The organism is Parasphingomonas halimpatiens, assembly GCF_036663795.1.
In the GTDB taxonomy this organism is placed as follows: domain Bacteria; phylum Pseudomonadota; class Alphaproteobacteria; order Sphingomonadales; family Sphingomonadaceae; genus Sphingomonas.
Genome location: NZ_JAXOJP010000036.1, coordinates 26,887 through 40,074 on the forward strand (window position 1 = coordinate 26,887; position 13,188 = coordinate 40,074).

Consider the following 13,188-nt stretch of genomic DNA (forward strand, 5'->3'; position numbering starts at 1 on the left):
CAACCCGGCGCGACTAGAGCAGGGTCTCATCCCGATAGCGGGCGGAGCAGACGGCGCATGATCGACAATTTCGCGCTCGCGATCAGCCATGGGCTGATGTTGCTCGCCACCTGGCTGCTGCTGCGCCGCGACGATCTCGATCGCGAGCCGGCTCGCGACGAGACGGTCGCGCCGAAGAAGGGCCGGCGCGGTGCGTGATCTCTTCTTCGTCGGCTTTCTGCTCGTCCTGTTCGGCGCCGGTTTCCGGCGGCCGTTCCTGTTCGTGCTGTCCTATGTCTATATCGACATCGTCTCGCCGCAGCGGCTGACCTATATCCTGCTCAACAGCGTGCCGATCTCGCTGATCGCGGTCGGACTGGCGGTGGCGAGCTGGGCGCTGGTCGACGACAAGCGCGACACCCGCGTCGCGCCGCGCCAGGGCCTGATCCTGCTGCTGCTGCTCTATTGTTTCATCACCACCCGCTCCGCCGACTTCCCGATCGAGGCGGCGGACAAATGGGATTGGGTGTGGAAGGCGCTGGCCTTCGCCGCCTTCCTGCCGCTGACGCTGCGCACGCGGCTGCGGATCGAGGCGCTGCTGTTCTTCATGATCGCGTCCGCCGCGTCGATCATCATCGTCGGGGGGATCAAGACGCTGGCCTCGGGCGGCGGCTATGGCGAGCTCAACCTGATGGTGTCGAACAATTCAGGGCTTTACGAGGGCTCGACCATCTCGACCGTCGCGGTGGCGATCATCCCGATCATCCTGTGGTTTGCGCGCTTCGGCACGATCGTCAAACCCGACTGGAAAGTGAAGGGCTTTTGTGCCGCGCTGATCTTCGCCTGCATGCTGATCCCGGTCGGCACCTCGACGCGCACCGGCCTGTTGTGCATCGTGCTGGTCGCGGTGCTGTTGCTGCGCGAGACGAAGCGCAAGATCCTCTATTTGTGCATGCTCGGCGCGATCGGCCTCGCCGCAGTGCCTTTGCTGCCGTCCGCCTTCACCGACCGGATGAGCACGATCAAAACCTACAAGGCCGATCAATCGGCCTCGACCCGGCTCGCGGTGTGGAAATGGACCTGGGAATATGCCCAGTCGCATCCCTTTGGCGGCGGGTTCGAAATGTATCGCCAGAACCAGATCCGCTACGACACCGAGAAGGTCGAGGGGACCGCCGGCAATGTCTCGGTCGATCGCCAGCTGACCGTCGACAAGGCGCGCGCCTTTCACAGCGCCTATTTCGAGATGCTCGGCGAACAGGGCTGGCCCGGGTTGATATTGTGGCTGACGATCAACCTGGTCGGGCTGCTGCGGATGGAGATTATCCGCCACCGCTATCGCAAGGCGGGCGCGGACGAGGCATGGGTCGCCCCGCTGGCCGGTGCATTGCAATCGGCGCATATCGTCTATCTGCTCGGCGCGGCCTTCATCGCGATCGCCTTCCAGCCGTTCATCTACATGCTGATCGGCGCGCAGATCGGGCTCGATACCTATCTCGGCCGGCGGCGCAGCGAGGGCGCGTGGCGGCCGATCCGCAAGGCGCCGGTGGCAGCGCTGGAGCCGGCGGCATGAGGCACGAGCTGCGCGCGCTGACCAGCCTGCGCGGCATCGCCGCCTGGTTCGTCGTGCTCTATCATATCCGCCTGTCGGTCGCGGGGCTCGCCCCGGGCGCGGTGGCGTTCTTCGCCAAGGGCTATCTTGCGGTCGATTTCTTCTTCCTGCTGTCGGGCTTCGTGATCTGGCTGAGCTGGGGCGACAGGCTGCGACGCGAGGGCTGGCGCGCGGTGCCGGCGTTCCTGCACAAGCGCGTGGCGCGGATCTGGCCGCTGCACATCGTCATGCTCGGTGCCGCGGTCGGGCTTGCGTTGCTGCTGGTTGTCACCGGGCATGCCGCGCCGGCGGACTATCCCTTCGCCCAGCTGCCGCTGCACGTGCTGCTGCTGCAGAATTGGGGGTTCACCGACCACCTCGCGTGGAACGACCCGAGCTGGTCGATCAGCTGCGAGCTGGGTGCCTATCTGCTGTTCCCGCTGCTCGCGCTCGCGATCGACTGGAAACGCGTGCCGACCCCGGCGGTGATCGGTGCGGGTGCGGCGTTGCTGGTGCTGCTCCATGCGGTGATGGCGGAGGGCGGCGCGCTCAACCTCGGCCACGACATTGCGCGTTTCGGCCTGCGGCGCTGCATCCTCGAATTCGCCTGCGGCACGACGGTCGCGGCGCTGTGGTGCCGCTGGCGTAACCGACCGCACACGCCGGCCTGGACATCGGCAGGCGTGGCGACGCTGCTGATCCTGCTGTGGGCCGGCGGCACGCTGCCCGAAACGCTCGCCGTCCCCGGCGCGTTCGCCGCGGCGCTGCTCGCCTTCGCACTGTCGAGCGGGCGGCGCGGCAACCCGCTCGATATAGGCTGGCTGCACTATCTCGGCGAGATCAGCTACGCGACCTATCTGTCGCACTTCATGCTGTTCGTGCTGTTCAAGCTCGCGCTGGTCAGCGACGCGCATGCCGTGCCGCCGCTGTTGATCGGGCTCTATCTGGCCATGGTGCTGTGCGCCTCGGTTGCGCTGTACCATCTCGTCGAACGGCCAGCGCAGGGGTGGATCAACGGGCTCCGGTTCGGGTCAGGCCCGCTGCGAAAGCCGGAAACAGACCACGGCGCCACTGCACGAGGCGGATCCTCAACCGGTTAACACATCGACCGATCGCTGGCGCGCGGCCGCCGCCAGTTCGGCATCGCACGTCGCCAGAGGCAGTCCCTTGCGCAGCGCAAGTTCGAGATAGGCGGCGTCATAGCTCGTCAGGCCCAGTTCCCGCGCCAGCGCCTGTGTCTCGCCCCAGGCATGACGATCGGTTTCATCGTCGATCGCGATCGGCAAGAGATCCAGTCGCGCCAAGGAGCGATCGACGAAATCCTCGTCGCAGCGTTTGCGCCGAACGGCATTGCGAAGAACATTGGCGACTTCGAGCCGCCATAAGGACGGCGCCATCGCACCATGATCGACGATTTTGCGCAGCACGTCGCGTGCCGCGTCGCTGCGTTCGTCCTCGAACAGCCATGCGATCGCCATCGACGCGTCGATGACGATTGCCACTATGGCCGGCCCTCGTCGCGAAGGTCGCGAACCGACAGGCCCTTCAGGGAAAGGGCCTTGCCATCAGCAAGGATCTCGGCGGCGGCTTGCGCGGCATCGCGGCGCCGCTGGGCGTGCGCGGCCGAGCGGCGCAGCAGGATATCGCCGTCCTGCGTCACGATGTCGACTTCCTCGCCATCGCTAAGTCCAGCGGAACGCGCGATGTCGAAGGGGACGCGCACCGCGAGATTCTTTCCCCATTTTCCGACGATCACCCGCGTCATATCCAGTCTCCAGCCTGTTGGGATATTCTGGCATATCCCAACAGGCCGGGCAAGCTCACGCCTCGGTCAGCACCTCTTCCAGCATCGCGACGATCGCCTTGTTGAAAGCGGGGATGTCTTCGGGCTTGCGGCTGGTGATGAAATTGCCGTCGACGACGACTTCCTCGTCGACGACATCGGCCCCGGCATTGGCGAGGTCGGTGCGCACCGACGGCCAACTGGTCATGCGCTTGCCGTCGACGACATCGGCCTCGACCAGCAGCCACGGCCCGTGGCAGATCGCCGCGATCGGCTTGTCGTCATCGGCGAATTCCTGCGCGATCTCGACCGCGCGTTCTTCCATGCGCAGCGCGTCGGGATTGGCGACGCCGCCGGGCAGCAGCAGCATGTCGTAATCGTCGCTGTCGACCTGATCGAGCGTGATGTCGGGGGCGATGGTCGCGCCCTTTTCGTCATGCTTCATGCCCTGGATCGGATCGGTGCCGGGCGAGGCAAGCGTCACCTTGACGCCGAGATCGAGCAAGGCCTGGCGTGGCTCGAACAGTTCGGATTGTTCGAAGCCGTTGGTGGCAAGAATGAGGACGCGGGCGTGGGTAATATCGGCCATGACGGGAAACTCCGCTGCTGAGGGACGCCCGCTCAACCCGCCACGCGCACGCCTGTTCCGGAACATCGCGACCATCCACGCATTTGCAGCGCCGAACGGAGAAAATGCAGACGCATGGCCAGACTCAGTTATTGCGACGACAGCAAGCCCGGTATCACGCGGCGCAAGCTTGCCCATGGCTGGGCCTATTTCGCCCCCGACGGCACGCGCATCACCGATCGCGACGAGATCGACCGGCTCAACCGCATCGGTCTGCCGCCCGCCTATAGCAATGCGTGGTTCTGCCCCAAGGCGAACGGCCATATCCAGGCGGTCGGCTGGGACGCCAAGGGGCGCAAGCAATATCGCTACCACGCCGATTTCCGCGCGAAGCAGGACGGCGCCAAATATGATCGCTGCGCCGAATTCGGCCAGGCGCTGCCGGCGCTGCGCAAGCAGGTCGAAGCCGACCTCGCGCGCCGCGGGCTGAGCAAGGAGCGCGCCGTGGCGGCGGTGGTGCGGCTGCTCGACAACGGCCAGATCCGCGTCGGCAACGAGGCCTATGCCCGCGACAACAAGAGTTTCGGCGCGACGACGCTGCGCAAGCGCCACGCGAAGATCAGCGGCGACACGCTGAAGCTGCAGTTCAAGGCCAAGTCGGGCAAGCTGTGCACGCTGCGCATGACCGACCGCGCGCTCGGCCGTTTCGTCAAGAAGATGCAGGATCTCGACGACCAGCATCTCTTCGCCTGGCTCGATGCCGACGGGGTCGCGCACGCAGTCGCCTCGTCCGACGTCAATGCCTATATCCGCGCAGCGACGGGCGAGGACTTCACCGCCAAGCATTTCCGCACCTGGGCGGCGAGCGTCACAGCCTTCGACACGCTTGCATCCGCCGCGCACGACCTTAGCCTGAATGCGATGCTAGAACCCGTTACCGCACAGCTCGGCAATACGCCGGCGATCGCCCGCAAATCCTATGTCCACCCGCAGCTGATCGCGCTGATCAAGCAGGGCCAGACGCGTTTCCGCGCGTCGCTGCGCCTGCCACGCGCCGCGCGCCATCTGAGCCGCGCGGAGCGCGGGCTGATCGCCTTCCTGCAGGGCAGCGCGCCGGCCAAGGCCGCCTGAACCATGCCGAGCGCACCGCACCCCACCGCCACACCGACGGCGATTCCCTTCACCGTCACCGACATCAACGACCAGGTCCAGCATCTCGTCGATACGAGCTATGCCTGGCTGCGTGCTGAATGGCTTCAAGCCCTCGTCGCACTCGGCATCGGACTGGCGATCGTCGCCCTGCTCGGGGCTGGGCGCGCGCTCGGCCATCGCCTCTGCGCGCGCGACGCCGGCGGCACGGGCTGGTGGACGGTGTTCGGCCGCGCCGTCACGCGCACGAGCTATTTCTTCATCGTGATGCTCGCCATTGCGATCGTCGCCCCCCTGCCCAGTCCACCCGACAGCATCATGCACCTGATCTCCGGGCTGTTCACTGTCGCGGCGGCCTTCCAGGGCGCGATCTGGGCGCGCGAGATCATCCTCGGCGCGGTCGAGCACAAGACGGCGTCGAGCGACTATCACAACGAGGCGCTGGGCAATGCGGTCGGGTTGATCCGCGTGCTCGTCACCTTCGCTTTGTTCGCCATCGCGCTGGTCGTCGTGCTGTCGAATCTCGGTTGGAACGTCAGCGGGCTGATCGCCGGTCTCGGCGTCGGTGGCATTGCCATCGGCCTCGCCGCGCAGGGCATCTTCGCCGATCTGTTCGCGGCGCTGGCGATCATCTTCGACCGGCCGTTCCGGCGCGGCGACGCGATCACCTATGACAAGTCGTCGGGGACGGTGGAGTCGATCGGCCTCAAGTCGACGCGCATCCGCGGCACCAGCGGCGAAGAGCGGATCATCGCCAACAAGCAGCTGCTCGACAAGGAGATCATCAACAACACGCAGCGCGACTATCGCCGCATCATCTTCACGCTCGGCATCGCGCAATGGACCTCGCTGCCCAAGCTCCAGGCGTTGCCCGACATGATGAAGGAAGAGATCGAGCGCGCGAAAATGAAATTCGTGCGCGCCGGCTTCATCGCCTTCGGCACGAGCAGCTACGATTTCGATGTCGAGTTCGATTCACCCAGCGCGGCGTTCCAGGACGCGTTCGACGCGCGGCACATGATCGGCCTCGCGATCATCCGCCGGCTCGCCGATGAGGGGATTGACCTCGCTTATCCGACCCAGACCGGGCTGACCGCCGAGGAGGCGGGGATGGACCCGCCGCAGGTGTCGCGGCGCCGGCGCACCGGCAAGATCGCTGCGCCGCCCTCGTCAGGCGACCGTTCCGCTGCCGATCAGGAGCATGGTGCTTAGCGCACTGCTCTCAGAGCGGCTGCGTGAAATCTGAACCGCGCTGCGCGTTAGCCGCTTCCCCCTCCTGTCTTCCCCGGCGAAGGCCGGGTCCAGTTGGGGGACGTCGCGACGGGCCTTGTCGCTCATCACATCCGTTTCCCACCTGGGCCCCGGCCTTTGCCGGGGAAGCGAAGAGGAGAAGCGGCGCGATGGGTCAGATCTTAGTCTCCACGGTTACCCTTCGAGATTGTCGTGTTCACGCACGAACAAACCCTTGATCCGCTTCCACGCCGCCGCGGCGCCGATCGCGATGAGAATGAACAGCTTCTTGCCGAAGCCGAGCATGATCGCGAGGATGCCGAGCTTCTTGACCGCGACCGCGCCGACGCCGGCTGCTACGAGGCCGGCCAGCCCGTACTCCGCCGTCTTGTCGACCGACTTGTCATAGTCGGCATAGGCCGATCCCTTCTCGAAGCCCGCTGCCTTGCCGAGATCGGCGGCGGCGTTGCGCACCTCGGCGAGGTGCGGCATGTCCCAGACCATGTTGAGGCTGAGCACGCCGTGGCGCCCAAGCGAACGCACGTCATAGTTGAGACCATCGACGCTGGTGTCGCTCGACTTGAGGTCACGCGCCCAGATCAGCGAATGGCTCGACCGGTCGTAAAGGGGAGGCTGCGCCCAGCCGACGAGCCGGAGTTCGGGATAACCGTCGCGGCGGCGAAGTTCGTTGTCTTCGGCTTCACCCTCACGCATGCCGGCGAGTACCTTGTCGTAATCCTGGCTGCTCGCATCGGTATCGGCAACATAGCCCGTGTCCTGATAGGTCACGACGGCGCCCCAACTGTTATCCACGACCGTCTTGTCGGCGGGCAGGATCAGGCCGAGCACGCCGTAGCTGGCGTTGGCGGGGTTGCGCCAGATATCGGTGATCACGCGCTTCGCATCGGCGGGGCCGATGAAATAATAGCGCGTACCCAGATGAATCACGGCATGCGCTTGCGGGATCGCCACGTCGCCGGTCTGCTTGTGCAGGTTCTGGACGAAGTCGCGCAATGCGCGCTGCGAGGCGGCATCGATGCTGTTCTGCGCGCCAGCCGGTGCGGCGACCGTCGCCATGGCGAGCACCAGCGCACCCGCCACCATCCTGCTCTTCATCTGCCCTAACCCCCCGATTCGGCGCGACAAACGCCGCGCCGATCAGGGAAGCCTCAAATCCCTCCCTCGTCAAGCGACAGCAGGGTGGCATTGCCGCCGGCACTGGTCGTGTCGATCGACACCGCGCGCTCGGCCACGAAGCGGTGGAGATAATGCGGCCCGCCGGCCTTCGGTCCGGTGCCCGACAGCCCCTCGCCGCCGAACGGCTGCGACCCGACCACCGCACCGATCATCGAGCGGTTGATATAGAGATTGCCGACCGCCGCCTCGCTTTCCGCCAGTTCGGCGGCGCGCGCGATGCGGCTGTGCAACCCCATGGTGAGGCCATAGCCCTTGGCGTTGATCGCCGCGATCGTCTCGGACAACTGGCCCGACGGCCAGGTCGCGACATGCAGCACGGGGCCGAACCATTCGGCGTCGAGCTGATCGATCGCATCGAGGCGGATCAGCGTCGGCGGGACGAACAGCCCCGTCGCAGGCGCGGCGATCGTCTTGACGATGCGGTCCTTCGCCCGCGCGCGATAGGCCATCAGCTTGTCATAGGCGGCCTGGTCGATCACCGGGCCGATGTCGGTCTCGGGGTCGCCCGGATCGCCGAGCGTCAGCAGGTCCATCGCACCCGACAGCATCTCGATGACATTGTCGGCGATCTCCTCCTGCAACAGCAGCAGCCGCAGCGCGGAGCAGCGCTGGCCGGCGGAGCGGAAGGCGGAGGTGACGACATCGACCACGACCTGTTCGGGCAGCGCGGTCGAATCGACGATCATCGCGTTGATCCCGCCGGTCTCCGCGATCAGCGGCACGATCGGGCGGCTGTCGTCCTCGAGCAGCGAGCGTGCGATCTTGCGCGCGGTCGCGGTCGACCCGGTAAAGGCGACGCCCATGATGCGCCGGTCGGCGGTCAGCGCGGCGGCGACCTCTGGGCCGCCGGGCAGGAGAATCAGTGCATCGGCCGGCACGCCCGCCTGGTGCGCGAGTTCGACCGCCGCGGCGGCGATGCGCGGCGTCTGCGGCGCAGGCTTGGCGACGACGCTGTTGCCGGCGACCAACGCCGCGGCGCACTGGCCGAGGAAGATCGCCAGCGGGAAATTCCACGGCGCGATCGTCGCCCAGACGCCGCGCCCGGTGAGATGCAGCATGTTGCGCTCGCCGGTCGGGCCGGGCAGCTCGATCGGCAACAGGCCGATGCGCGCTTGCTGCGCGTAATAACGACAGAAATCCGCCGCCTCGCGGACCTCGCCGATCGCGTCGGGAATGCTCTTATAGGCTTCCTGCACGCAGATCGCCATCAGCCGCGCGCGCTGCTCTTCCAACAGATCGGCGAGCCGGTCGAGGCAGGCGGCACGCTCGGCGACGGGGGTCGCGGACCAGCCGGGGAAAGCGGCAGCGGCGCGGCCAATCGCCGCGCCAACATCGACACCCGGCGCTTCTACAGCAGGAGTCAGCGGCGCGTTGACCGCCGCCGCCGTCGCGTTCAGTACGTCGGGGTCGCTCAGGTCAATCCCGGCGCTGTTGCGGCGGTCGGGGCCGAACAGGTCGATCGGCAAGGGGATGCCGGGATGCCGGGTTCCCCCGACCGCGACGATCCGCGCCACGGGATCGGCCAGGATCTCGGTTTCGCTGAGCCGTTCGTCGGCGAGTTGATGCACGAAGCTCGAATTCGCGCCGTTTTCCAGCAGTCGCCGGACGAGATAGGCGAGCAGGTCGCGGTGTCCGCCGACCGGCGCATAGACGCGACAGTGATAACCCTGCTCGCGCACCAGCCGCTCGTAAAGTCCATCACCCATGCCGTGCAGGCGCTGAAACTCGAAGTCGCGGCTGTTGCCCGCCCATTCGATGATCGTCGCGACGGTCAGCGCATTGTGGCTGGCAAAGGCCGGGCGGATGTTCTTTGCGTCGAGCATGTCGCGCACCACCGCAAGATACGACACGTCGGTCGCCGCCTTGCGCGTGAAGAGCGGATAGTCGCTCAGCCCCTCGACCTGGGTGCGCTTGATCTCGCTGTCCCAATAGGCGCCCTTGACCAGCCGCACGTTCATCACCCGGTCGAGCGCATCGGCCCAGGCGACCACCGGCCGGGCGCGCTTGCCATAGGCCTGCACCGCCATGCCGAAGCCTTCCCAGCCCCTGAGGCTGGGCAGGGCCGCCACGGCGCCGATGATGTCGAGGCTCATCTCGACCCGCTCGCTTTCCTCGGCATCGACCGTCAGCGCGATACCCTTGTTGGCCGCCTGAACCGCCAGCGCCTCGAGCATCTCGGTCAGCGCGGGCACGCAGTGGCGCCACTGCGCGACCTCGTAGCGCGGGTGGAGCGCGGACAGTTTGACCGAAATCGAATGACCGGCCGCCGCATCCCTGCCGACCGCATCGACGGCATCGACATAGGCCTTGAAGTAGCGCTCGGCGTCGGCGCTCGTTCGCGCCGCCTCGCCGAGCATGTCGAAGCTCGCGGTGAAGCCCTTGTGCTCCGGGCGGCGCATGCGCTTCGCCGCCTCGTCGATGGTGCGGCCCATCACGAAGATCTCGCCCATCATGCGCATCGCCGCGCCGACCGCCTGGCGCACGAACGGCTCGCCGGCGCGGCTGATCAGCCGGCGCAGCGCGCCACCTTCCTCGCCGACCAGCACGCGGCCGACGACGAGGCCCCAGGTCGCCGAATTGACCAGCAGCGAGTTGGACTTTCCGGTGTGGGAGCGCCAGTCGGCGTCGCCGATCTTGTCGGCGATCAGCATGTCGGCGGTCGCGGGATCGGGCACGCGCAGAAAGGCCTCGGCTAGGCTTAGCAATGCCACGCCCTCGGACGAATTGAGACGATATTCCTGCAGGAACTGGTTGACCCAGCCTTTTCCCTGCGCCGCGCGCAGATCGGCGAGCAGGCCGAGCGCGTGATCGAGCACGCGGCGGCGCGATTCGGGGGTCAGCGCGGCACGGTCGAGCAAGGGTTTTAGAACATCGGGTTCGCTCGCCCGGTAGAGCGATTTCATGGATGCACGTGCGTTCGCCGCGATATCAGCCGTCATGTTCCTGTTTCCGGTCGGGTGAGGCTTGCGCGTGCGCGGCCTCAATGCCTAAGGGGTTTGCGCGCGCTATGCGCCAAAGTCGTATCGAGGGAAACCATGCCGACGATCACCGCCCAGCAACGTGCCGAGCAAATCGGCAGCGAAACCGTGTCCGACTGGGTGACGGCAAGCCAGGAGATGATCGACAAGTTCGCCGATGCGACCGGCGATCATCAGTTCATCCATGTGAACCCCGAAATGGCGAAGATGACGCCGTTCGGCGGGACCATCGCACACGGTTTCCTGACATTGTCGCTGATGCCGCTGCTGTCGTCCAAGGTACCCGACGCGCCGCAGATCGAAGGCGTCAAGATGGGCGTCAACTATGGTGGCAACAAAGTGCGTTTCCTCCAGCCGGTACGTTCCGGCAAGCGCGTGCGCGGTCGCTTCAAGCTGCTCGAATTCGCCGAGAAGCGCCCGGGCCAGTGGCAGCAGACCGTCGAGTTCACGGTCGAGATCGAGGGCGAGGACAAGCCCGCGATGATCGCCGAATGGATCAGCCAGATTTTCGTTTAGTTCTTCTCCCCCTCCCGCAAGCGGGAGGGGGTCGGGGGGTGGGCGCCCGCCCTCCACAGATTTCACCGCCCGAGTTTGACCGGGCGCCCACCCAACCCCTCCCGCATGCGGGAGGGGAGCAAGAAGGAAGAGCTCCCATGCGTTCCGCCGTCATCGTTTCCACCGCCCGCACCCCGATCGGCCGTGCCTATCGCGGCGCCTTCAACAACCTGCCCTCGCCCTCGCTCGGCGCGCATGCCATTCGCGCCGCGGTCGAGCGTGCCGGGGTCGACGGCGCCGAGGTGCAGGACGTGGTGTTCGGCGCCGCGCTCCAGCAGGGCCACCAGGCCGGCAACATCGCGCGTACCGCGTTGCTCCGCGCCGGGCTGCCGGTGTCGGTCGGCGGCATGTCGGTCGATCGCCAGTGCGCCTCGGGCCTGATGGCGATCGCGACGGCGGCGAAGCAGATCATCGTCGACAATATGGACATCACCATCGGCGGCGGGCTCGACAGCATCAGCCTGGTGCAGACGCCCAAGATGAACGTCGCGCCCGACCCCGAGCTGATCGCGATGCACAAGGACATCTACATGCCGATGCTGCAGACCGCCGAAGTGGTCGCCAAGCGTTATGGCATCAGCCGCGACGCGATGGACGAATATGCCTTCCAGTCGCAGCAGCGCACCGCCGCCGGCCAGGCCGCGGGCAAGTTCGATGACGAGATCGTGCCTGTCACGGCGACGATGACGGTGACCGACAAGGAAACCAAGGAGGTTTCCTACAAGGAAGTCACGCTGTCCAAGGACGAGGGCAACCGCGCCGACACCACGCTGGCGGGGCTGCAGTCGCTCAAGCCGGTGCTCGGCCCCGACATGACGATCACCGCCGGCAACGCCAGCCAGCTGTCGGACGGCTCCTCGGCGAGCGTGCTGATGGAGGAATCGGTCGCCTCGAAGCGCGGCCTCACCCCGCTCGGCCGCTATGTCGGCATGGCGGTCGCCGGCACCGAGCCTGACGAAATGGGCATCGGCCCGGTCTTCGCCATTCCCAAGCTGCTCGAGCGCTTCAACCTCAAGATGGACGATATCGGCCTGTGGGAGCTTAACGAGGCGTTCGCGGTGCAGGTGCTGTATTGCCGCGACAAGCTCGGCATCCCCAACGAGCTGCTCAACGTCAATGGCGGCGCTATCTCGATCGGCCACCCCTATGGTATGTCGGGCGCGCGCATGACCGGCCATGCGCTGATCGAAGGCAAGCGTCGCGGCGCCAAATATGTCGTGATCACGATGTGCATCGGCGGCGGCCAGGGCGCGGCGGGGCTGTTCGAGGTTCTGTGATTCCCTAGCCGAGAAGAACGGGGCGCCGCGCGCTGATTGCGCGGCGCCCCTTTTTCTGTGCGGCTCACATGCGGGGCCGAGGGAAACCTCTGGCGCATTGGTCGTTATCTCCCGCGAACCCGAGGAGAAACACCATGACCGACACCCAAGAAATCAAGCGCACCTTGTGGAAGAAGATGGCGGCGAGCCCGTTCGTCATGGTCGGGCTGGCCGACGGATCGTCGCATAGCGAGCCGCTGACCGCGCAGCTCGACGACGATCAGGTCGACACCTTGTTCTTCTTCACCGGCAAGGACAATCGTCTCGCCGGCGGCGGCAAGGTGATGGCGCAGTTCGTGTCCAAGGGGCACGATTTCTTCGCCTGCCTGTCGGGCACGATCGCGCGCGACGACGATTTCGGCATGATCGACAAATTGTGGAACAAGCAGGTCGAAGCGTGGTTTCCCGGCGGCAAGGACGACCCCAACCTCGCGCTGCTGCGTCTCGACATCGACAGCGCGGAACTGTGGGAAGCCGATATGAGCCTGACCGGCATGGTCAAGATGCTGTTCGGCGCGAAGATCAACCCGAGCGAGGAAGGCAGCCACGCCAAGGTGGAGACGACGGCGGCGTAACCAACCCACTTCCGCATGCGCTAGCGGCTTCGCACATCACGCGAAGTTGCGCTGAAACCCTTCTCCCCTTGTGGGAGAAGGTGGCGCGAAGCGCCGGATGAGGGGGAGTCACAAACGCGACGTCCGCGTCAGTCCCCCTCACCCTCCCACCTACAGCATTCACACATCGTGGTTGCCATGTGGTTTTTGGTCTGATTCGATGTCCTTGAGAGCGGGAGGACATGATGGAGCAGACGCTGGGCCGATTTGGAGATCGGCGCCTGGAAA

Annotated in this window: 13 protein-coding genes; 8 read left to right on the forward strand and 5 right to left on the reverse strand. The window is 66.1% G+C overall.

Annotated features, from left to right (window positions below; all coding sequences use genetic code 11):
- The first annotated feature begins 57 nt into the window (after window positions 1–57).
- From U1839_RS22745 to U1839_RS22755, 3 genes are read left to right on the forward strand one after another with little or no spacing between them, the layout of a single operon-like run.
- The gene (locus U1839_RS22745) at window positions 58–198 is read left to right on the forward strand and encodes a hypothetical protein (RefSeq protein WP_332805862.1); all 141 of its coding nucleotides are present in this window, start codon (window positions 58–60) and stop codon (window positions 196–198) included.
- Window positions 191–1,552: a putative O-glycosylation ligase, exosortase A system-associated gene (locus U1839_RS22750; RefSeq protein ID WP_332805863.1), complete on the forward strand. Its 1,362-nt coding sequence runs from the start codon at window positions 191–193 to the stop codon at window positions 1,550–1,552. The genes U1839_RS22745 and U1839_RS22750 overlap by 8 nt, the downstream gene beginning before the upstream one ends.
- Window positions 1,549–2,670 carry an acyltransferase family protein gene (locus U1839_RS22755; protein WP_332805864.1) on the forward strand — a complete coding sequence of 374 codons (1,122 nt, stop codon included), beginning with the start codon at window positions 1,549–1,551 and terminating at the stop codon, window positions 2,668–2,670. Before U1839_RS22750 ends, U1839_RS22755 begins: the two co-directional genes overlap by 4 nt.
- On the opposite strand, the gene U1839_RS22760 is transcribed toward U1839_RS22755, so the two are convergent.
- From U1839_RS22760 to U1839_RS22770, 3 genes are read right to left on the reverse strand one after another with little or no spacing between them, the layout of a single operon-like run.
- A complete protein-coding gene (locus U1839_RS22760; RefSeq protein WP_332805865.1) occupies window positions 2,659–3,072 on the reverse strand; it encodes a type II toxin-antitoxin system VapC family toxin in 414 nt (137 codons plus the stop codon). The two genes, U1839_RS22755 and U1839_RS22760, sit on opposite strands and share 12 nt — an antisense overlap.
- Window positions 3,072–3,335 carry an AbrB/MazE/SpoVT family DNA-binding domain-containing protein gene (locus U1839_RS22765; protein ID WP_332805866.1) on the reverse strand — a complete coding sequence of 88 codons (264 nt, stop codon included), beginning with the start codon at window positions 3,333–3,335 and terminating at the stop codon, window positions 3,072–3,074. Before U1839_RS22765 ends, U1839_RS22760 begins: the two co-directional genes overlap by 1 nt.
- Before the next feature lie 55 nt (window positions 3,336–3,390).
- Window positions 3,391–3,942 (reverse strand): type 1 glutamine amidotransferase domain-containing protein, encoded by a 552-nt coding sequence (locus tag U1839_RS22770; protein ID WP_332805867.1) that lies wholly within the window; start codon window positions 3,940–3,942, stop codon window positions 3,391–3,393.
- 114 nt (window positions 3,943–4,056) lie between these two features.
- Between U1839_RS22770 and U1839_RS22775 the strand changes: the two genes are divergently transcribed.
- Entirely contained in the window at window positions 4,057–5,052 is a 996-nt protein-coding gene (locus tag U1839_RS22775; RefSeq protein ID WP_332805868.1) for a DNA topoisomerase IB, read from the forward strand.
- A 3-nt stretch (window positions 5,053–5,055) separates the two neighbouring features.
- A complete protein-coding gene (locus U1839_RS22780; RefSeq protein ID WP_332805869.1) occupies window positions 5,056–6,282 on the forward strand; it encodes a mechanosensitive ion channel family protein in 1,227 nt (408 codons plus the stop codon).
- A 213-nt stretch (window positions 6,283–6,495) separates the two neighbouring features.
- Here the strand turns inward: U1839_RS22780 and U1839_RS22785 are convergent, their stop codons facing one another.
- Together U1839_RS22785 and U1839_RS22790 are read right to left on the reverse strand one after the other, a co-directional pair.
- On the reverse strand, window positions 6,496–7,416 hold the full coding sequence (locus U1839_RS22785; protein WP_332805870.1) for a DUF2167 domain-containing protein: 921 nt from the start codon (window positions 7,414–7,416) through the stop codon (window positions 6,496–6,498).
- Window positions 7,417–7,469: 53 nt separating this feature from the next.
- Window positions 7,470–10,400: an L-glutamate gamma-semialdehyde dehydrogenase gene (locus tag U1839_RS22790; protein ID WP_332805871.1), complete on the reverse strand. Its 2,931-nt coding sequence runs from the start codon at window positions 10,398–10,400 to the stop codon at window positions 7,470–7,472.
- A gap of 132 nt (window positions 10,401–10,532) precedes the next feature.
- Between U1839_RS22790 and U1839_RS22795 the strand changes: the two genes are divergently transcribed.
- From U1839_RS22795 to U1839_RS22805, 3 genes are all read left to right on the forward strand, one after another.
- The gene (locus U1839_RS22795; RefSeq protein WP_332805872.1) at window positions 10,533–10,991 is read left to right on the forward strand and encodes a MaoC family dehydratase; all 459 of its coding nucleotides are present in this window, start codon (window positions 10,533–10,535) and stop codon (window positions 10,989–10,991) included.
- A gap of 137 nt (window positions 10,992–11,128) precedes the next feature.
- Complete coding sequence (locus U1839_RS22800) at window positions 11,129–12,307, forward strand: acetyl-CoA C-acyltransferase (protein ID WP_332805873.1); 1,179 nt, start codon at window positions 11,129–11,131, stop codon at window positions 12,305–12,307.
- A gap of 134 nt (window positions 12,308–12,441) precedes the next feature.
- Window positions 12,442–12,921: a pyridoxamine 5'-phosphate oxidase family protein gene (locus tag U1839_RS22805; RefSeq protein ID WP_332805874.1), complete on the forward strand. Its 480-nt coding sequence runs from the start codon at window positions 12,442–12,444 to the stop codon at window positions 12,919–12,921.
- Window positions 12,922–13,188: the final 267 nt, after the last annotated feature.